This window comes from Rhodococcus wratislaviensis, from assembly GCF_041228765.1.
GTDB lineage: Bacteria > Actinomycetota > Actinomycetes > Mycobacteriales > Mycobacteriaceae > Rhodococcus_F > Rhodococcus_F wratislaviensis.
This window is the reverse complement of record NZ_CP150488.1, coordinates 2,910,121-2,928,927: the sequence shown is the minus strand read 5'-3', so window position 1 is coordinate 2,928,927 and position 18,807 is coordinate 2,910,121. Positions and strand designations below refer to the sequence as shown.

The following is an 18,807-nucleotide window of genomic DNA, read 5'->3' as shown; positions in this document are numbered from 1 at the left end:
GGGCCTCACATCCGGAAGACGCCGAAGTTCTCGGCGCCTTCGATCGGGGCGTTGGCAATGGCCGACAGGCACATTCCCACCACGGTTCGGGTGTCGCGCGGGTCGATCACGCCGTCGTCGTAGAGGCGACCGGACAGGAACATCGGCACGGATTCCGCCTCGATCTGGTTCTCGATCATGGCGCGCATGCCCGCGTCGGCCTCTTCGTCGAACGCCTGCCCGCGGGCCTCGGCAGAGGCGCGGCTGACGATGGAGATGACACCGGCCAGCTGTGCTCCGCCCATGACGGCGGATTTGGAGCTGGGCCAGGCGAACAGGAAACGCGGGTCGAACGCGCGTCCGCACATGCCGTAGTGGCCGGCGCCGTAGGACGCGCCGAGCAGGATCGAGATGTGCGGGACGGTGGAGTTGGAGACGGCGTTGATCATCATCGACCCGTGCTTGATCATCCCGCCCTCCTCGTACTCCTTGCCCACCATGTAGCCGGTCGTGTTGTGCAGGAACAACAGTGGCGTGTTCGAGCGGTTCGCCAGCTGGATGAACTGGGTGGCCTTCTGCGATTCCTCGCTGAACAGCACACCGCGCGCGTTGGCGAGGATGCCCACCGGATATCCGTGTAGCTCGGCCCAGCCCGTGACGAGTGACGACCCGTACATCGGCTTGAACTCGTCGAAATCGGAGCCGTCGACGATGCGGGCGATCACCTCGCGCGGATCGAACGGGATCTTGAGGTCGGCGGGGACGATGCCGAGCAGTTCCTCGGGGTCCTCGAGCGGTTCGATGACCTCGGCCCGCGGCGCGGGACCCTGCTTCTTCCAGTTCAGGCGCTTGACGATGCTGCGGCCGATCCGGATGGCGTCCTGCTCGTCGACCGCGAAGTAGTCGGCGAGACCGGACTTCCGGGCATGCATCTCGGCGCCGCCCAGGGTTTCGTCGTCGGATTCCTCACCGGTGGCCATCTTGACGAGCGGCGGTCCGGCGAGGAACACCTTGGACCGTTCCTTGATCATGACGACGTGATCGGACATGCCGGGGATGTACGCGCCGCCCGCCGTCGAGTTGCCGAAGACGAGGGCGATGGTCGGGATACCCGCCGCGGAGAGCTGGGTGAGGTCGCGGAACATGCGGCCACCGGGAATGAACACTTCCTTCTGCGTGGGAAGGTCCGCGCCGCCGGATTCCACGAGGGAGATGACGGGCAGCCGGTTCTGCCGGGCGATGTCGTTGGCGCGGAATCCCTTCCGCAACGTCCACGGATTGCTGGTGCCGCCGCGGACCGTCGGGTCGTTGGCGACGATCAGGCACTCGACGCCTTCCACCACACCGATGCCCACGACGGTGCTGGCACCGACCGGGAAGTCGCTGCCCCACGCCGCGAGCGGGCACAGTTCGAGGAACGGCGAGTCGGGGTCGAGGAGCAGTTCGATGCGCTCCCGGGCGAGGAGCTTGCCGCGCTTCTTGTGCCGCTCGGTGTACTTCTCGCCGCCGCCCGCGAGCGCCTTGGCGTGCTCGGTGTCGATCTCGGCGAGCTTCTCCGTCATGGCCGTCGCCGCCGCGGCGTACTCTTCGGAACCCGTGTCCAGGGTGGACTTCAACGTGGTCATGACTGATACCCCAATCGCTTGGCCGCGAGCCCCGTCAGGATCTCGGTGGTACCGCCACCGATTCCGAGGATGCGCATGTCGCGGTACTGCCGTTCCACTTCGCTCTCCCGCATGTAGCCCAGGCCACCGAACAGCTGGACGGCCTGGTTGGCCACCCACTCGCCCGACTCGACGGCGGTGTTCTTCGCGAAGCAGACCTCCGCGATGAAGTCCTCGTCCGACACGAGCGAACGCTCCACCAGCGCTCTGGTGTAGACGCGGGCCACGTCGGTCTTGCGCGCCATCTCGGTGACCGTGTTCTGCACCGACTGCCTGCTGATCAGCGGACGGCCGAACGTCTCGCGGTCCCGCACCCACTGCAGCGTGAGGTCGAGGCACCGTTGCGCGCTCGAATATGCCTGCGCGGCGAGGGCGATGCGCTCGGTGAGGAACGCCTGAGCGATCTGCGCGAACCCGCTGTTCTCCTCGCCGACGAGGTTGGCGGCGGGCACCCGTGCGTCCACGAACGACAACTCGGCCGTGTCCGAAGCACGCCAGCCCATCTTGTCGAGTTTGCGTGCCACCTCGAAACCCGGTGTGCCCTTCTCGATCACGAGCAGCGAGACCCCGGATGCGCCGGGACCGCCGGTGCGGACGGCGGTGACCACGAAGTCGGCCCGGACGGCGGACGTGATGAACGTCTTGGACCCGTTGACGACGAAGTGGTCGCCGTCGCGGACCGCGGTGGTCCGCAGATGCCCGACGTCGGAACCGCCGCCGGGTTCGGTGATGGCGAGCGAGCCGACGAGCTCGCCACGCAGGGTGGGGCGGACCCACTTCTCGATCTGCTCCGGGTCACCGGCCGCGGCGAGGTGCGGTAGCGCGATTCCCGACGTGAACAGGGAAGCGAACGCGCCACCCGATGCCCCCGCCTGGTGGAACTCCTCGCAGATCAGCACGGCGTCGACGAGGTCTCCGCCCTCGCCCCCGACGGATTCGGGGAAACCGGCGCCGAGCAGTCCCAGCTCGGCGGCCTCCCGGTGCAGCGCGCGGGGCAGTTCGCCGTCGCGCTCCCACTGGTCCAGGTGCGGCAGTATCTGTCGTTCGACGAAGCTGCGCACCGTCTTGCGCAGTTCCTGCCGCTCGGGTGTATCCCACACGCTCACAACGTTGTCCCTTCGGGGAGGAGTGCTTCCGGTATGTCGAGGTGCCGGGATCTCAGCCATTCGCCGAGACCCTTGGCCTGCGGGTCGAACCGGGCCTGGGACGCGACGCCCTGTCCGAGGATTCCCTCGATCACGAAGTTGACGGCGCGCAGCTTCGGCAGCACATACCTCGTGACGGTGAGGTCGGCGGCCTCCGGGAGAAGGCGCTTCACTTCGTCGACGGTCAGCGCGTGGGCCAGCCACCGCCACTGCTCGTCGGTGCGCACCCACACACCGACATTCGCGTTCCCGCCCTTGTCACCGCTGCGCGCTCCGGCGACGGTCCCGAGCGCCACCCGCACCGTGGGTTCGCCGCCCCGAGGCTCCGGGAGCGCGGGCTCGTCGACGTCCTCGAGTTCCCGGACGTCGGTGACGGGTTCGATGTCGACGCGCGTTCCGTCCGGCAGCACCGCGACGTGCGGCACCTCCTTGGCGTACACGTATCCCGGGGTGAACACGCCGTAGGGCTGCCCCTGCCCGGGCGGCGCCGTCAGCGTGAAGCCGGGGTAGCTCGCGAGTGCCATTTCGACTGCGACGGAGGAGAATCCACGTCCGACGGCATTGGCGTCGGAATCCCGGACCACGCAGCGCAACAGCGCGCTCGCGGCCTCCTCGGTGTCGGCGTCCGGATGATCGGTGCGGGCGAGCGACCAGTCGAGTTCGGTCGGCCGGGTGGAAAGCCACCCTTCGAGCTGCCGCTTCACCAGGGCCGCCTTGGCCTCGATGTCGAGGCCGGTGAGGACGAATACAGCCTCGTTGCGGAATCCCGCGAGCGTGTTCAGCGACACCTTGAGCTGCGGCGGCGGCGGCTCCCCGATGACGCCACTGATGCGCACGCGGTCGGGGCCGTCCTGCGACAGTGCGGCGGAGTCGATTCGCGCGGTCACGTCGGGACCGGCGTAGCGGCCACCCGTGATCTCGTACAGCAACTGCGCGGTGACGGTGCCGACGTTCACGGCGCCGCCCGTCCCGGGGTGCTTGGTGATGACGGACGATCCGTCCGAGTCGATCTCGGCGATCGGAAATCCGGGACGATCGAGGTCGTCGATCTCGGTGAAGAACGCGTAGTTGCCACCCGTCGCCTGGGTGCCGCACTCGATGACGTGCCCCGCCACCACAGCACCGGCGAGCTGGTCGAAAGCGTCTCGCTGCCAGCCGAAGTGCGCGGCGGCCGGGCCCACGATCACCGACGCGTCGGTGACCCGCCCGGTCACGACCACGTCGGCGCCGGCGTTCAGGCAGTCGACGATGCCCCACGCGCCGAGGTAGGCATTGGCGGTCAGCGGGCTGCCCAGCCCCAGTTCGGCGGCCCGGCCGATCAGGTCGTCGCCTTCGACGTGGGCGATCGTCGCCTGCAACCCCAGCTTGTCGTTGACCTCCCGCAACGCGCCCGCGAGACCGGCCGGGTTGAGCCCGCCGGCGTTGGCGACGATGCGGACCCCCTTGTCCAGGGCCAGCCCGAGGCAGTCTTCCGCCTGACGGAGGAACGTCTTCGCGTAGCCGCGGTTCGGGTCCTTCATGCGGTCGCGGCCGAGGATCAGCATGGTGAGTTCGGCGAGGTAGTCGCCGGTCAGATAGTCGAGCTCGCCGCCTTCGAGCATCTCGCGCATCGCCGACAGGCGGTCGCCGTAGAAGCCGGAGCAGTTGCCGATCCGCACGGTCATCGGGTTCCCGCCTCACGGCCGCCGCCCGCGGGGCCCGCGAAGGCCTGAGCGATGTTCAGCCACGCGTCCGCGTCGGCGCCGGTGGCCTCGAGGGCGAGATCCGCCCGGTTCGCGCGCTGGGTGACGAGCAGGCAGAAGTCCTCGGCGGGGCCGGTGACCTTCTGCGCGGCGTCCTCGGGGCCCCACGTCCAGACGGACACTCCGTCGGGGGCGGTGAGCTCGACGCGGAACTCCTCGGCGGGTGGGGCGAGTTCGTTGACGGCGTAGGCGAAGTCGCGGGTGCGGACACCGAGGTGGGCGATGCTCTTCAACCGCTCGGTGGGTGCGCGCGCCGCCGAGAGCGCGTCGGCGACATCCTGGCCGTGCGCCCACGTCTCCATCAACCGGGCGGTGGCCATCGACGCCGCCTTCATCGGCGGGCCGTACCAGAGGATCTTCTGTCCCGGCGGCACCGCCAGGAGAGCCTCCGCGAGCCGAGCCCGGGCCGAGCGCCAAGCGGCGAGCAGTTCCGCGGGTTCCCGCCGGGCGTGCTCGGCGGCGCCGGCATCGACGAAGCCGCCCGGGTTCGAGGCGGCCACCGCCAGTTGCTCGGTGAAGCCGTCGGGGTCGGTGATCGCCAGGAGGGCGGCCTCGTCGGTCCACAGCAGATGCCCGATCTGGTGGGCGATGGTCCAGCCCTCGGCCGGTGTCGGATCGGCCCAGCGGGAGTCGGGGAGGTCGGCGACCAGGGCGTCCAGTGAATCGCTCTCGGCGCACAAGTCGTCGATGAACCTCTGCAGTTCAGCCATGCGACCAGCATCACACCGACCCAATAAAAAAGCAAGCACGATTGATTGTTATTTGGCTGCGGATCGTCCGGAGAGCTGCCACGCTGGTCACGTGATACGACAGTTGCTCACCCATGCCGCGCTCAACCCCCTTCCCTCCCCGCGCGCACTGGCCGCCCGAGTCGCACCGGGAACCGGCCACCGCATCGCCGGGAAGCGGATCCTCGTCACCGGCGGATCCTCGGGGGTCGGAGAAGCGGCCGCCCGCCGGCTCGCCGCCCTCGGCGCGGAGGTCGTCCTCGTGGCCCGCGGCTCCGACGCCCTCGAGTCCGTGCGCGACGACATCCTGCGGTCCGGCTGCGACGCACACGCCGTCCCCTGCGACCTCACGGACCCGGAGTCCGTCGACGCCCTCGTCGCTCACGTGCTCGGCGAGATCGGCCCCGTCGACGTACTCGTCAACAACGCCGGGCGGTCGATCCGGCGGACGGTCGAGGACTCGCTGGATCGCTTCCACGACTTCGAACGCACCATGGCCGTCAACTACTTCGGCTCGACGCGGCTCACCCTCGCCTTGCTCCCCTCCATGATCGAGCGCCGCAAGGGCCACATCATCAACGTCGCGACGTGGGGCGTGCCTGCCGGCGTGATGCCCAAGTTCTCCGCCTACCACGCGTCCAAGGCGGCCGTCGGCGCGTTCGGCCGGAGCCTCGGCGCCGAACTGCGCGACCGCGGAATCTCCGTGACCACCCTCGACTTTCCCTTGGTCCGGACGCCGATGATCGCGCCCACCACGGACTACGACGCGATGGCCGCCCTGACTCCCGAGCAGGCGGCGGAATGGTTCGTCACCGCCGTGCGCACCCGGCCGATCGAACTTCTCCCCAGTTACGCCGAACTGTTCCGGCTGCTCGGCACGTTCGCACCGTCCGCCACCGACGCACTGGTACGGCGCACCGGCATCTGAGCGCAATGACAGACTGGGACGGTCTCGAATCCGCGCTCACACCCGAGGGAGTCGTCCATGACCGACGCCGTGCTCACCACCCGCGATGGCGACATCGTCACCTGGACGCTCAACCGCCCGGAGGCGCGCAACCCGATCTCCGAGCCGGACGTGATCGAGGCGCTCGAGGATGCGGTGGCCGACGTCAACGGTGATCCCAGCGTGCGCGTCGCGATCGTCACGGGTGCGGGTTCGGCCTTCTCCTCCGGCGGCAACGTCAAGCACATGCGCGACCGCGCCGGAATGTTCGGCGGCTCCCCCGCCGACCTGCGGCAGGGCTACCGGCACGGCATCCAGCGCATCCCACTCGCCCTCTACCACTGCGAGGTGCCGACCATCGCGGCCGTCAACGGACCCGCCATCGGTGCCGGATGCGACCTGTCGCTGATGTGCGACATGCGGATCGCCTCCACGGCCGCCGTGTTCGCGGAGAGCTTCGTCAAGGTCGGGCTCGTCCCCGGCGACGGCGGCGCCTGGTTCCTGCCGCAGGCCGTCGGGATGGCGCGGGCCAGCGAGATGGCGTTCACCGGCGACGCGATCGACGCCGCGAAGGCCCTGGAGTGGGGGCTCGTCTCGCAGGTCACCGAACCCGGGGAACTCCTCGGCGCGGCGCGTGCGCTCGCCGACCGCGTGGCGGTCAACCCGCCGCAGGTGCTGCGGATGACCAAGAAACTGCTGCGCGAGGGCCGTCACCAGAGCCTCGAGAGCCTCCTCGAACTGTCGGCGGCCATGCAGTCGCTCGCCCATCACACCGCGGACCATCACGAGGCGGTCGGCGCGATGCTCGATCGCCGCAGCCCGAACTTCACCGGCCGGTGAACCCGGGCATCGCACGCCGGTGACAGCCGAGCCGCGCAGTCAGCTTCTTCCCGTCGTCTCGGTCCTCGGATCGGTGCTGTCCGTCCAGTTCGGCGCCGCCTTCGCGAGCACCCTGTTCGAGGCGGTGGGCGCCAGTGGCGCGGTGTCGCTGCGGCTGACGATCGCGGCGATCATCCTCGGGGTGATCGTGCGGCCGCGCTGGCGACGGTGGACGCGAACGCAACGGGAGGGCATCCTCGCCCTCGGAGTGGCGCTGGCCGTGATGAATTCGGCGTTCTACGAGGCCCTCGCGCGGCTACCGCTCGGCACCGCCGTCACCATCGAGTTCCTGGGTCCGCTCACCCTCGCCGCCGTGCTGTCGCGAAGACTGCGGGACGGCGTGTGGGTGCTGGCGGCACTGACCGGGGTGGTCATGCTCGGCCTGCGCGAGAACTCGGGCGCCGAGTCCCTCGACCTGGTGGGGGTGTGTTTCGCGCTCACCGCCGGGGCGGCGTGGGCCGGTTACATCGTCGCCGGCTCGAACCTCGCGGCGACGGTTCCCAGTGCGGACGGCCTGGCCGGCGCAAGCATCGTCGCGGCGGCCCTGACGCTTCCGCTCGGCGCGGTGTCCGGCGGCACCGCACTGTTCGACCCCCGGATCCTGGCCGTGGGCGCGGCGGTGGCCCTGCTGTCGTCGGTAATTCCGTATTCGCTCGAGCTACGGGCGCTGCAGGTGATGAGCAAGAAGGTGTTCGCCGTGCTCATTGCGCTCGAGCCTGCCGCCGCGACCCTCGCCGGGGTGATCGTGCTCGGGCAGGTACTCGGACTGCAGTCGCTGGCCGCGATCTCGCTCGTCGTCGCGGCCGGCGTCGGCTCCGTCCTGAGCAACCGGTAGCGCCGCGGCCTGCGGGCGGGGCTGGCAGGATCGACGCGTGAGCACAGCGAACCTGACCCGAGCCGAAACCGCCGAACGTTCCCGCGCGATCGACGTTCTCGGCTATCGGGTGGAACTGGACGTACTCGGCGCCGTCGACCGGGAGGTCGGGACGTTCGCGACCACCACGACCGTCGAGTTCACCGCCCGCACGTCCACGACCTGGCTCGACTACCTCGGCGCCGGAGTGGAGTCGGTGACGGTCAACGGCTCCGACGTCCCCGTCGACTACGACGGCGCCCGTATCGCGTTGACCGGGCTGCGGGAATCCAACGTCGTGACCATCGCCGCCCGTGGCGAGTACAGCCGTTCCGGTGAGGGTCTGCACCGGTTCCTCGACCCGGCCGACGGGCAGACGTACCTCTACACGCAGTACGAGCCGGCGGACGCGCGGCGGGTATTCGCGTGTTTCGAACAGCCGGACCTGAAGGCGCCGTTCACGTTCGTCGTCACCGCGCCGCGGGAGTGGGAGGTGGTCTCTAACCAACAGGTCGTCGAGCGGGAAGACACCACCGGCGGGCAGGTGGTCACGTTCGCGCCGACACTGCCGATCTCCACCTACATCACCGCGGTCGTGGCCGGGCCCTACCATCGGGTCGACTCGGAATGGAGTGGCGGCGACGTCACGATCCCGCTGGGCGTCCTCTGCCGCGCCTCACTTGCGCAGTACCTCGACGCCGACACGATCTTCGAGATCACCCGGCAGGGGCTGGGGTTCTTCACGGAGAATTTCGACTACCCCTATCCGTTCGGCAAGTACGACCAGGTGTTCGTCCCCGAGTACAACCTCGGCGCCATGGAGAACCCCGGCTGTGTGACGTTCACCGAGGCGTACGTGTTCCGCGGCGCCGCCACCGACTCCCAGTACGAGGGCCGGGCGAACACGATCCTGCACGAGATGGCCCACATGTGGTTCGGCGACCTCGTCACGATGGTGTGGTGGGACGACCTGTGGCTCAAGGAATCGTTCGCCGACTACATGGGCGCACTGGCCAACGCAGAGGCCACCCGGTGGACCGACGCGTGGGTGGCCTTCGCCAACCGCCGCAAGGCGTGGGCGTACCTGCAGGACCAGTTGCCGACGACGCATCCGATCGTCGCGGACATCGTCGACCTCGAAGCCGCGAAACTGAACTTCGACGGGATCACGTACGCGAAGGGCGCCAGCGTCCTCAAGCAACTCGTCGCGTACGCCGGGCGTGACGCGTTCTTCGAGGGGGCGCGCCGCTACTTCCGCGCCCACGCGTTCGGGAACACCACCCTCACGGATCTGCTGACCGAACTGTCGGCCACGTCGGGCCGGGATCTGACGAGCTGGGCGCGCGCCTGGTTGCAGACAACCGGAGTGTCCGCTCTGAGCCTGCAGCGCGGCGCCGACGAACGCGCCTCGATCGTGCAGACCGATCCGCGTCCACACCGCCTCGGTGTCGGGCGCTACGACTTCGACGACACCGGCGACCTCGTGTGCGTGCAGCGGATCGAGGTCGACCTCGCCGACGCCCACACCCCGATCGATCTCGCCGACGCGCCGCTCGTGTTGCTCAACGACGCCGACCTGACGTACGCGAAGGTGCGGCTGGACGACCGATCGCTGACCACCGTCGAAACCTCCCTCGACCGGGTGCGCGACCCGCTGGCGCGCGGCCTGATCTGGTCGTCGCTGTGGAACGCGACCCGCGACAGCGAACTGGGCGCCACGCGGTATCTGTCGATGGCCCAGAGGTTCTCACCGGCGGAGTCGCACCTCACGCTCCTCACCTCTGTGCTGGCCAACGCCCCGTACGCGATCGAGCACTTCTTCCCCGAGCCCTCGCGCGACGCCGCCCGTCTCGACTGGCTCGAGCTCACCTGGCGCGCGTTGTGGGACGCCCCGCCGGCTTCGGGAAGCCAACTCGCCTGGGCACGGGCGGTGGCGTCCGCTGCGGCGATGGACGGCAGTCGCGCGGCCGACATCCGGTCGATTCTCGAGGCCGGCGGGCCGGCGCCGAGCGGACTGGCCCTCGACCCGGATCTGCGCTGGGGGTTCTGGGGCGCGCTCGCCGCAACCGGGCACGCCGACGACGCGGACCTCGACGGCGAACTGCGCCGCGACGACACCGGTTCCGGCCGCACCGCGTACCTGCGGGCGAAGTTCTCGCGGCCGGACCCGGACGTGAAAGCGAAGGCCTGGGAATCGATCCTCCACGACCGCACACTGTCCAACGAACATCTCGGCGCGATCATCGCCGGGTTCCGCGCAGGCGCCCGGCACGATCTCGTCGAGGGATACGGCGCCGGCTACTTCGCCTCGATCGGCTCGGTGTGGGAGGAGCGCAGTATCGAAATCGCGCGGCGGATCGTGGTCGGGTTGTTCCCGTCCGAGACGACACTCGACGCGGCGGACGGATGGCTCGCCACCCATGCCGATGCGCCCGCCGCGCTACGGCGGCTGGTGCTCGAGCAACGGGATCATCTCGCCCGGGACCTGCGAGCGCAGGCGTTCAACAGCCTGCCGGACGTCACCGGCTGACCGGCCGGGCACCGTTCGACGTGCGGGCCGTCCACCGTTCCAGTGCGTCCCGCCACCGGCCGGACGCACTGTCGCCCGCCCAGGCGATGTAGCCGTCGGGACGCACGAGCAGTCCGGGGCCCTCGTCCGTCCGGGCCACCGCGTGGACATCGCCCGGAGCAGGAGTCCCGGGCTCGGTGACCAGGACGAAACCGCCCGAACGCATCACCTCGTACAGCCGTCCGGCGTCGGTGGGCAGATCCTCGGCACGTCGGCCGACCACGGTGCTCTCGCCGGCGTGGTGGCCGTACCCGATTCCGATACCCGAGAACATCCTGGCGATCGCATCGCCGATCGGCGGGAAGCCGAGAAGCGCCGCCACTACCCCGTTCCGGATTTTCCGCAGGATCCACGGCCGGACGATCATCATGCGCATGGTGGCACCGCTCGACCGCAGAACCAGCCGGCCCACCGGGTGCCGCTCGGAGTGGTACGTGTCGAGCACCGCGTCGTCCGCGCCGTCCAGGACGGCCGCGAGTTTCCAGCCGAGATTGACGGCGTCCTGAATACCCGTGTTCATGCCCTGCCCACCTGCAGGCGAATGCACGTGGGCTGCGTCGCCGGCGAGAAACACCCGGCCGGTCCGGTAGTGCGGGACCTGCCGTTCGTCGCTGTGGAAACGCGACTGCCAGCGCACGTCGCCGAGTCCGTAGTCGGTGCCCATCGCGACCTCGATGGTGCTGCGCAGTTCCTCCCGGTCCACCGGGGCGGTGTCGTCCACCTGATGCCGGCGGTTCCAGGCGATCACCCGAAACAGGTTGTCGCCGTATGGCGCGATGAACGCGAATCCGTCGCGGACGGCGTTGACGGTCACGAGATTGTCCGGTGGATTCTCGAGTTCGACGTCGGCGAGCATGATCGACCGCAGCACAGCCTTGCCGGGGAACGGTTGCCCGATCATCGTCCGCACCGCGCTGTGCGCGCCGTCCGCACCGACCGCATATGTCGCGTGGAAGGTGCGGCCGCGTCCCGAACTGTCGTGGCCGTGAACGCGGACGCCGTCCCCGTCCTGCTCAACTCCGGTCACGGTGAAACCACGGATGATGTCGGCGCCGCGGTCCCGGGCGTGCTCCTCCAGCAGGGCGTCGACGTTCCGTTGCGGGGTGACGAGGACGAACGGGAACCGGGTCCGCAGGCGTCCGAGGTTCAGCGCTGCACCGCGCCACAGCTTCAGACCGGGTGCGGCGGCGCCGGTAGCCACGAGCCGGTCGGCGAGTCCGCGGGCATCGAGCAGTTCGAGGGTGCGGGCATGGACGCCGAATGCCCGGCTGAGGGTGGACGGCGCGGCGCGCTTGTCCAGCACCGTCACCGATCGGCCCGCCGTCGCCAACTCGCCCGCGAGCATGCATCCGGTGGGTCCCGCGCCGATCACCACCACGTCGATGTGCTTCATGACGTTGCCTCCGATCGAAAGGTGTCCCACTAAGTCAACAACTGTTGACTTCGACGGTAGGCGCATCGCCGCGTCAGGTCAACAGCTGTTGACTTAGACTGCGGAAATGTCCGAACGCCGCGCCCGCTCCGCCGTCACCACCCGCGCCGCGATACTCGACGCCGCCCGCGCCCGGTTCGGCACCGACGGCTACGAACGCACGACGATGCGGGCCGTCGCGTCGGATGTGGGCGTCGACGCCGCACTGGTCGTCCGGTACTTCACCAACAAGGAATCGCTGTTCGCCGAGGCCGCCGAATTCGATCTGCACCTGCCCGACCTCCACGACGTTCCCGCGGCGGACCTCGCGAGCGTGCTGATGCCGCGCTTCTTCGCGGTGTGGGAGAACGACGGCGCGTTCCTCCCCCTCCTCCGCGCGGCGGCGAGCAGCCCCCGAGCCGCCGAGGCGATGCTGCAGGTCTTCGCCCGCCAGGTGGCGCCCGCCCTCGCCGTGGTCACCGCGGACCGCGCGGACGAACGCGCGGCCCTCGTCGGGTCGCAAATCCTCGGACTCGCCTTCTCCCGCTACGTACTCCGGGTACCGCCCGTAGCCGACATGACGCACGAACAGTTGATGCGCTGGGTCGGGCCCGTGCTCGAGTACTACCTCACCACCGAACCGCGGTAGCCCTACCGGTGGTGCCTGCCGCCGTTCAGCATCCAGCGGGCGTCGAGTTCGCTCGTGCTGCGGCGGTGCCGCCTGATGGTGAACGACGTGATCGGCAACCGCTCGACGACGCTCGCCTCGGCACGCGGATCTCCCGCGATCCCCTGTTCGAGAACCGAATACGCGGTGTGGTTGACCGAATGCACGGCCAGCCGGAGCGCGTCGAGCGCCGTCGGTCGCGGCCCGAACGCGGCCAGCGTGTGACCACCGTCCACCGCAGTTTCGACCACCGCGTAGAAATGCCAGTCTGCGCCCGAATCGCCAGTCATGATGCGCCTCACTCGATGTGCTTCTGTGAGCTGTGCCATGACCGTATCGCGAGGGTACGACACGTTTTCGGAGCCGCGCCGGTCAGGCGACGGACCGGCGGCCGATCCCGAAGAGGTCCTGAGGGGCGTCGATTCCCTTGAGCCGGTGACTGCCCGCCGGCTCGCCCCAGAACGCGTCCGTGTCGAGTTCGTCGTAGAACTCGCCGGTCACGACGACCTCGTGGGACGGCGCGACAGCGACGACGCGACTGGCCATGTTGACGGGCCTGCCGAACCAGTCGCCCGCGCTCGGCACCGCCGTGCCCCAGGCGATCCCGGCCCGCAACGGCGGAAGCCCCTCGGCGCGCGCGGCCTGCACGAGGTCGAGCGCGGTGTAGGCCAGCGCGTTGGGATCGGGCGAGACAATCATGACGGCGTCCCCGATCGTCTTCACCAGACGCACCGGCGGCAGCGCCAGATCGGTGGCCAGCCCGTCGAGGCGCTCGGCCACCCGCCCCAGATCGGCGGGCGCCACCTGCTCACCGAGCAGCGTGAATCCGACGAGGTCGGCGAAACAGACGCCGATCTCCTGCGCCCCCCGAACCTGGAGGTTCGAGTCCCTGGCGATACCCACCGCATCGGAGCGCAGTTGGTGGCGCAGGGTGGTGGCGATGAGATGAGCCAGGATCTGCGCCTCGAAATCCGCGATGCGCCGCACCTCCACCGCGTACCGCAGGGCCACCTCGGGGTGTTCGCGTGTCGCCTCGAGTCGCTCCTGCAGCAGCGCGTCCGCGGCGTCGGCGACCGTCCAGAGGTTGCGGCCGAGGACCCGGGCGGCCGCGAAGATTCCGCTCTCGTCGAGCCCCAGGTCCCGGTACTGCTTGAGTCCGCGCGCGAGGTCGAGGTCGCCGTCGTCGTAGAACGTCCCGTCCTCCGACGCACCCCGGCCGATTGCCCGGAACCACCGCCGGGCGTCCTCCACGGTGACACCGGTCTTCTGAGAGATCTCGTCGATGCCGTACCGGCCCTTCGGCGACAGCGCGTGCTCGAGCAGCAGGTGCGCGAGTCGATTGTCCCGGGAGGCGACGCGGAGCTCGTCGATCGACACCCCGTCCTCGATCAGGGTGTTCAGGACTCCCATGCGCGCGGAGCGATCCGCCCCGCTGAGTCCGTCGAGGAGGCCTGCGGCCTCGAACTCGTGGAGTTGCGTGGGTGGCGGACCGGGGCGTCGGAGCGGGCGAGGCGGCGGGGACACCAGACGTCCCGTTCGGGGCGTGATCCGTCGGGGCTGTCGCGGGATGCGCACGTCCTCATCGTCCCAGGAACGACGTCGCCCTTCGCCGTAATCCTGCGAACTCGCCTTCCCCCGCGACTGTGACCGAACTATATTCGGTGTGTGCCGATTCAAAGTCTGTTGCTGGACGCCGCGGAGGACCATTTCGCCCGCCGGGGCGTCCTCGCGACCCGGCTCGCCGACATCCGGCAGGAGGCCGGCGTCAGTGTGGGAGCCGTCTACCACCACTTCCCCAACAAGGAAGAGCTGTACCTCCAGGTCTGGCTGCGGGCGCTCGCCGACTACCAGGACGGATTCCGGGCCGCACTCGCGGAATGCGCCGACGCGCGGTCCGGGGTGGAAGGCGCCGTCGTCCGCCACCTGCAGTGGGTGTCCGGCAACCCGCAGCGGGCCACCATCCTCGCCGCGCCCCGGCCCCCGGGCGTGGACGAGCGGGCCGATTCCACCAATGCGGTGTTCTTCCGCGACGTCACCCAGTGGTGGCGGGTCCACGAACACTACGGAACGGTCCGCCGGTTCGACTTCGACGTGCTCTACGCGTTGTGGCTCGGTCCGGCTCAGGAGTACTCCCGCCAATGGCTGGCGGGCGCCATGACCACCGACCCCACCGCGGTGGCGCCCGAATTGGCGCGCGCCGCGTGGAACTCGCTACGGAACCAGGAGTAGAGGATGACGGTCGACGTCGCACTCACCGCCGACACCGCGCAGGCCGTGCTGGAGGCCCAGCCGTTCAGCGTGCTCGTCGGCGCACGCATGACGCAGTTCGGGGAGGGCGGCGCGACCCTCGAGATCCCCGTCCGCGACGAACTGCGGCAACAGAACGGCTTCGTGCACGGCGGTGTCCTGTCATACGCCGCCGACAACGCCCTGACATTCGCCGCGGGAACCGTGCTCGGCGCGAACATCATGACCGCGGGCTTCACGATCACCTACCTCCGCCCCGCCCAGGGCGTGCTGCTCCGGGCGGACGCCCGCGCCGACGCGTCGACGCGGCGGCAGGCGTTGTGCCGGTGCGACATCTACGCGGTGCAGGACGACGGCTCGGAGGTGCTGTGCGCCGCAGCCCAGGGTACGGCGACGGTCAAGGAGCCGCGGTAGTCGCGGCTGCACGGGATGGAACGATGGGACCATGGCTCACTCCGTCGATCACGCATCCGTGGACAGGGCGCGTGAGCGCATCACCGGCCTGATCCGCAGGACACCCACGTTCCGTGCCACCGTCCCCACCGTGCGCGGTGCCGTGCCGGTGATCTTCAAACTCGAGTTCCTGCAGTACGGCGGCTCGTTCAAGGTGCGGGGCAGCCTCAACGCATTGCTCCACGCCGAGGAGGAGGGGCGGCTCGACGACGCGGGCGTCGTCATCGCGTCCGGTGGGAACGCCGCCATCGGGGCGGCCTGGGCATCGCGGCTCAGGGGTGTGAAGTGCACGGTGGTCGTCCCCGTCACGGCACCCGACGTCAAGGTCGACACGCTGATCGCGCTCGGCGCGGACGTGCGCAAGGTGGGTGCTCGATACGCCGAGGCGGCCGAGTATGCCCAGGAACTCGCGGCGTCCTCGAACACCCTCGCCCTGCACGCCTACGATCTCCCCGACATCGTCGCCGGGGCGGGGACCATCGCTCTCGAGGTCCAGGACGACGTCGCCGAGCCGTTGTCCTACGTGATCGCCGTGGGCGGCGGCGGATTGCTCTCCGGCGTCGTCGTCGGCAGCCGCGACGACGACAGCATCTACGGCGTGGAACCGAGCGGTGCGGCGACGCTGCACTCCGCGGTCGCCGCCCGGCAACCCGTGGACATCGACATCGACAGCATCGCCGGCGATTCCCTCGGCGCCACCAAGATCGGTTCCATCGCCTGGGACACCATCCGGTCGCGGCCCGTGTCCAGCCTGATCGTCGACGACGACGCCCTCATCGACGCGCGGACGCTGCTGTGGGAGGAGTTCCGGATCGTCGTCGAGCACGGCACCGCCGCGGCGCTCGCCGCGATCGTCACCGGACAGCTCGCACCCGACGACGACAAGCCGCTCTGCGTGGTGCTCTGCGGCGCCAACACGTCGCTCACCAGCTACTGATCCGCGGTCTCAGCCGCGGGGTTTCAGCCTGCTGTTCGGCAGTTCGGGTGCGGGCAGTGGATCGCCGTCGTAGCCCTCGACCGTGCCGAATCGGGGGTCGGCGGGCGCCGCGCCCCGGAGCTCGGACTGCCACTCACGGCGGTACCCCACGATGTCCTCGTGGGTGCGGCCGAGGAAGTTCCACCACATGATCACCTGCTCACCCAGCGGTGCGCCGCCGAGCAGCAGCAGCCGGGCCCGGGTTCCGCCCGTGTTGCGCAGCACCACCAGCGACTCCCCCGGCGGCTGATAGCCGAGTTCCGCCCACCGCAGTGTGGTTCCGCGCAGTTGCACCTCGCCCTCGTCGACGAGCACCCCGACCTCGAAGCCGCGTTCGATGTCGAGGGTGACGTCCGCACCCGGCTCCAGGAGGATCTCGGCGCCGAGTAACGGCGTGAACGTGCGGACCGGCGAGGTGGAGCCCACCGTGTTCCCGAGGAACACCCGCACGGTCGCGCCGTCCAGTTCGACCGGGTCGGGTGCGTACGTCTCGAACGCCGGCTCCGCGTCCTGCGCCGACGCCGGCAACGCCACCCACAGCTGCGCCCCGTGCAGGATGCGTGTCTGCGGTGTCGAGACCTCCGAGTGCGCGATCCCCCGCCCGGCGGTCATCAGGTTGAGCTCACCGGGACGCACCATCGCGTGCGAACCGATGCTGTCGCGGTGCTCGATCTCGCCGGTGAACAGCCAGCTCACCGTCTGCAGTCCCGTGTGCGGATGCGGCGGCACGTTCATCCCGCCCGTCTTCCCGACATCGTCCGGACCGTAGTGGTCGGCGAAGCACCAGGCGCCGATCAGCGACCGGTCCCGCTGCGGGAGGGTGCGCCGGACCGGCATCGCGCGGGGACCGCCGAGCGGGACCTCGCGCGCGCCGAGCACCTGGATGCCCCCGCCGTCGGGGTGCGACTCGCACCGCTCTTCCACCGAATTCGTCTCCAGATTGCTCACTGCTCCATCGTGCCTTCCGTCAGTCGTGTGCGCCGCGCAGTTTCGCGCAGAGTTCGGTGAGCGTGTCGAGTTCGTCGTCGGACAGTGCCGGGCCGACGTGCCGCCGGATGCTCGCCGCGTGCCTGCGTCCGACCGACGTCTGCACACGAGCACCCTCGTCCGTCAGGGCGACGACGGTCCCCCGGCGGTCGCCGGGATCGCATTCCCGCGTGACGAATCCGGAGCCGGACAGCCGCTCGACCAGCCGGCTCAGCGACGGTTGGCTGAGCAGGATCTCCCGGTTGAGATCATGCAGGCGCAGTCTGTGTCCGGGTGCCCGGGCGAGAGTGAACAGCACGTCGTATTCGCGCATGCTCAGCTCGTCCCACACGTCGTCGGCGGCGAGGTTGCGCATCACCGCGACCTGGGCGCGGAAGAGAGCCTCCCACGCCTCGGCCGCTCGTTCGGTCCTACTGACGGGCGGCATCGACCGGCTCGCGATCGGCCTTCATCGACGCGTGCGTCGGCGGATTGTCCGGCACGCCCGCAGGTCGCCGGGCGGCGAACTCCTTGCGCAGCACGGGCACGACCTCGCCGCCGAGCAGATCCAGCTGCTCGAGCACCGTCTTCAGGGGAAGCCCCGCATGGTCGACGAGGAACAACTGCCGCTGGTAGTCGCCGAAGAAGTCGGCGAACGTCAAGGTCTTCTCGATCACCTGCTCCGGTGTGCCGACGGTCAGCGGGGTCTGATCGGTGAAGTCCTCGAGACTCGGCCCGTGGCCGTAGACCGGGGCGTTGTCGAAATAGGGCCGGAACTCGTCGACGGCGTCCTTGGCGTTCCTGCGCATGAACACCTGCCCGCCCAGTCCGACGATCGCCTGGTCCGCGCGGCCGTGACCGTAGTGCTCGTATCGCTCGCGGTAGAGGTTGATCAGGGCGATGTAGTGCTCCTTCGGCCAGAAGATGTTGTTGGCGAAGAAGCCGTCACCGTGGAACGCGGCGATCTCGGCGATCTCCGGGCTGCGGATCGATCCGTGCCACACGAACGGCGGGATGCCGTCGAGCGGACGCGGCGTCGAGGTGAACCCCTGCAGCGGGGTGCGGAACTGGCCCTGCCAGTCCACGACGTCCTCGTCCCACAGGCGGCGCAGCAGCCGGTAGTGCTCCAGCGCCAGCGGAATCCCCTGGCGGATGTCCTGACCGAACCACGGGTAGACGGGGGCCGTGTTTCCGCGACCCATCATGAGATCCACCCGGCCGTCCGCGAGATGCTGCAGCATCGCGTAGTCCTCGGCGATCTTCACCGGGTCGTTGGTGGTGATCAGCGTGGTGGACGTCGACAGGACGATCTTCTCGGTCTGCGCTGCGAGGTAGCCGAGCATGGTGGTCGGGGACGACGGCACGAACGGCGGGTTGTGGTGCTCGCCGGTGGCGAACACGTCGAGTCCGACGTCCTCGGCATGCTTGGCGATGGTCGTCATCGCCTTGATGCGCTCGTGCTCGGTGGGAGTGCGGCCGGTGGTGGGATCGGGGGTCACGTCGCCGACGGTGAAGATTCCGAACTGCATAGCTGTTCCTCTCGCGCCAGAACTCCATGCGTTTGCATGAACCTATTGCAACA

General features: G+C 69.4%; 18 protein-coding genes. 8 read left to right on the top strand and 10 right to left on the bottom strand.

Annotated elements, in window-relative coordinates; genetic code table 11:
- Positions 1-5: 5 nt before the first annotated feature.
- Genes WKC72_RS13315 through WKC72_RS13300 form a run of 4 tightly spaced genes read right to left on the bottom strand, consistent with a single transcriptional unit; the run spans position 6 to position 5,240 of the window.
- Positions 6-1,604: an acyl-CoA carboxylase subunit beta gene (locus WKC72_RS13315; RefSeq protein WP_370182886.1), complete on the bottom strand. Its 1,599-nt coding sequence runs from the start codon at positions 1,602-1,604 to the stop codon at positions 6-8.
- Entirely contained in the window at positions 1,601-2,749 is a 1,149-nt protein-coding gene (locus WKC72_RS13310) for an acyl-CoA dehydrogenase family protein (protein ID WP_370182885.1), read from the bottom strand. The genes WKC72_RS13315 and WKC72_RS13310 overlap by 4 nt, the downstream gene beginning before the upstream one ends.
- A complete protein-coding gene (locus WKC72_RS13305) occupies positions 2,746-4,452 on the bottom strand; it encodes an acyclic terpene utilization AtuA family protein (protein WP_370182884.1) in 1,707 nt (568 codons plus the stop codon). Before WKC72_RS13305 ends, WKC72_RS13310 begins: the two co-directional genes overlap by 4 nt.
- Positions 4,449-5,240 carry a TIGR03084 family metal-binding protein gene (locus WKC72_RS13300; protein ID WP_370182883.1) on the bottom strand — a complete coding sequence of 264 codons (792 nt, stop codon included), beginning with the start codon at positions 5,238-5,240 and terminating at the stop codon, positions 4,449-4,451. The genes WKC72_RS13305 and WKC72_RS13300 overlap by 4 nt, the downstream gene beginning before the upstream one ends.
- Between WKC72_RS13300 and WKC72_RS13295 the strand changes: the two genes are divergently transcribed.
- From WKC72_RS13295 to pepN, 4 genes are read left to right on the top strand one after another with little or no spacing between them, the layout of a single operon-like run.
- Positions 5,218-6,186, top strand: coding sequence for an SDR family oxidoreductase (locus WKC72_RS13295; RefSeq protein ID WP_370182881.1), 969 nt, complete (start codon positions 5,218-5,220; stop codon positions 6,184-6,186). The two genes, WKC72_RS13300 and WKC72_RS13295, sit on opposite strands and share 23 nt — an antisense overlap.
- Positions 6,187-6,243: 57 nt before the next feature.
- Positions 6,244-7,044: a crotonase/enoyl-CoA hydratase family protein gene (locus WKC72_RS13290; RefSeq protein WP_037233572.1), complete on the top strand. Its 801-nt coding sequence runs from the start codon at positions 6,244-6,246 to the stop codon at positions 7,042-7,044.
- 19 nt (positions 7,045-7,063) lie between these two features.
- Positions 7,064-7,918: a DMT family transporter gene (locus tag WKC72_RS13285; protein WP_370182879.1), complete on the top strand. Its 855-nt coding sequence runs from the start codon at positions 7,064-7,066 to the stop codon at positions 7,916-7,918.
- A 37-nt stretch (positions 7,919-7,955) separates the two neighbouring features.
- Complete coding sequence (pepN, locus tag WKC72_RS13280; RefSeq protein ID WP_370182877.1) at positions 7,956-10,466, top strand: aminopeptidase N; 2,511 nt, start codon at positions 7,956-7,958, stop codon at positions 10,464-10,466.
- Here pepN and WKC72_RS13275 read toward each other — a convergent pair.
- On the bottom strand, positions 10,456-11,898 hold the full coding sequence (locus WKC72_RS13275; RefSeq protein ID WP_370182876.1) for an FAD-dependent oxidoreductase: 1,443 nt from the start codon (positions 11,896-11,898) through the stop codon (positions 10,456-10,458). The genes pepN and WKC72_RS13275 overlap by 11 nt on opposite strands.
- A gap of 106 nt (positions 11,899-12,004) precedes the next feature.
- On the opposite strand from WKC72_RS13275, the gene WKC72_RS13270 reads away from it, so the two are divergent.
- Positions 12,005-12,565 (top strand): TetR family transcriptional regulator, encoded by a 561-nt coding sequence (locus WKC72_RS13270; RefSeq protein WP_370182875.1) that lies wholly within the window; start codon positions 12,005-12,007, stop codon positions 12,563-12,565.
- Between the two features lie 2 nt (positions 12,566-12,567).
- Here the strand turns inward: WKC72_RS13270 and WKC72_RS13265 are convergent, their stop codons facing one another.
- Positions 12,568-12,873: a hypothetical protein gene (locus tag WKC72_RS13265; protein ID WP_005258203.1), complete on the bottom strand. Its 306-nt coding sequence runs from the start codon at positions 12,871-12,873 to the stop codon at positions 12,568-12,570.
- 82 nt (positions 12,874-12,955) lie between these two features.
- Positions 12,956-14,158, bottom strand: a complete 1,203-nt coding sequence (locus WKC72_RS13260) for an adenylate/guanylate cyclase domain-containing protein (RefSeq protein WP_128641594.1) — start codon at positions 14,156-14,158, stop codon at positions 12,956-12,958.
- A gap of 90 nt (positions 14,159-14,248) precedes the next feature.
- Here WKC72_RS13260 and WKC72_RS13255 point away from each other — a divergent pair, with 90 nt between their 5' ends.
- Genes WKC72_RS13255 through WKC72_RS13245 form a run of 3 tightly spaced genes read left to right on the top strand, consistent with a single transcriptional unit; the run spans position 14,249 to position 16,220 of the window.
- Positions 14,249-14,812 (top strand): TetR/AcrR family transcriptional regulator, encoded by a 564-nt coding sequence (locus WKC72_RS13255; RefSeq protein WP_037233560.1) that lies wholly within the window; start codon positions 14,249-14,251, stop codon positions 14,810-14,812.
- 3 nt (positions 14,813-14,815) lie between these two features.
- The gene (locus WKC72_RS13250) at positions 14,816-15,244 is read left to right on the top strand and encodes a PaaI family thioesterase (RefSeq protein ID WP_037233558.1); all 429 of its coding nucleotides are present in this window, start codon (positions 14,816-14,818) and stop codon (positions 15,242-15,244) included.
- A gap of 31 nt (positions 15,245-15,275) precedes the next feature.
- Positions 15,276-16,220 carry a serine/threonine dehydratase gene (locus WKC72_RS13245; protein WP_370182872.1) on the top strand — a complete coding sequence of 315 codons (945 nt, stop codon included), beginning with the start codon at positions 15,276-15,278 and terminating at the stop codon, positions 16,218-16,220.
- A 9-nt stretch (positions 16,221-16,229) separates the two neighbouring features.
- Here WKC72_RS13245 and WKC72_RS13240 read toward each other — a convergent pair whose 3' ends face one another.
- The 3 genes from WKC72_RS13240 to WKC72_RS13230 are packed head-to-tail and all read right to left on the bottom strand — an operon-like array spanning position 16,230 to position 18,754.
- Positions 16,230-17,207, bottom strand: coding sequence for a pirin family protein (locus WKC72_RS13240; RefSeq protein WP_037233554.1), 978 nt, complete (start codon positions 17,205-17,207; stop codon positions 16,230-16,232).
- A 19-nt stretch (positions 17,208-17,226) separates the two neighbouring features.
- Complete coding sequence (locus WKC72_RS13235) at positions 17,227-17,673, bottom strand: MarR family winged helix-turn-helix transcriptional regulator (RefSeq protein WP_370182871.1); 447 nt, start codon at positions 17,671-17,673, stop codon at positions 17,227-17,229.
- The gene (locus WKC72_RS13230) at positions 17,657-18,754 is read right to left on the bottom strand and encodes an LLM class flavin-dependent oxidoreductase (RefSeq protein ID WP_007298060.1); all 1,098 of its coding nucleotides are present in this window, start codon (positions 18,752-18,754) and stop codon (positions 17,657-17,659) included. Before WKC72_RS13230 ends, WKC72_RS13235 begins: the two co-directional genes overlap by 17 nt.
- Between the last annotated feature and the right edge of the window lie 53 nt (positions 18,755-18,807).

Coding starts and splice junctions, on each gene's coding strand:
- WKC72_RS13315 (WP_370182886.1), bottom strand. CDS start 1,604: ATGACCACGTTGAAGTCCACCCTGGACACGGGTTCCGAAGAGTACGCC.
- WKC72_RS13305 (WP_370182884.1), bottom strand. CDS start 4,452: ATGACCGTGCGGATCGGCAACTGCTCCGGCTTCTACGGCGACCGCCTG.
- WKC72_RS13295 (WP_370182881.1), top strand. CDS start 5,218: ATGAACCTCTGCAGTTCAGCCATGCGACCAGCATCACACCGACCCAAT.
- WKC72_RS13300 (WP_370182883.1), bottom strand. CDS start 5,240: ATGGCTGAACTGCAGAGGTTCATCGACGACTTGTGCGCCGAGAGCGAT.
- WKC72_RS13290 (WP_037233572.1), top strand. CDS start 6,244: ATGACCGACGCCGTGCTCACCACCCGCGATGGCGACATCGTCACCTGG.
- WKC72_RS13275 (WP_370182876.1), bottom strand. CDS start 11,898: ATGAAGCACATCGACGTGGTGGTGATCGGCGCGGGACCCACCGGATGC.
- WKC72_RS13270 (WP_370182875.1), top strand. CDS start 12,005: ATGTCCGAACGCCGCGCCCGCTCCGCCGTCACCACCCGCGCCGCGATA.
- WKC72_RS13265 (WP_005258203.1), bottom strand. CDS start 12,873: ATGACTGGCGATTCGGGCGCAGACTGGCATTTCTACGCGGTGGTCGAA.
- WKC72_RS13250 (WP_037233558.1), top strand. CDS start 14,816: ATGACGGTCGACGTCGCACTCACCGCCGACACCGCGCAGGCCGTGCTG.
- WKC72_RS13245 (WP_370182872.1), top strand. CDS start 15,276: ATGGCTCACTCCGTCGATCACGCATCCGTGGACAGGGCGCGTGAGCGC.
- WKC72_RS13235 (WP_370182871.1), bottom strand. CDS start 17,673: ATGCCGCCCGTCAGTAGGACCGAACGAGCGGCCGAGGCGTGGGAGGCT.
- WKC72_RS13230 (WP_007298060.1), bottom strand. CDS start 18,754: ATGCAGTTCGGAATCTTCACCGTCGGCGACGTGACCCCCGATCCCACC.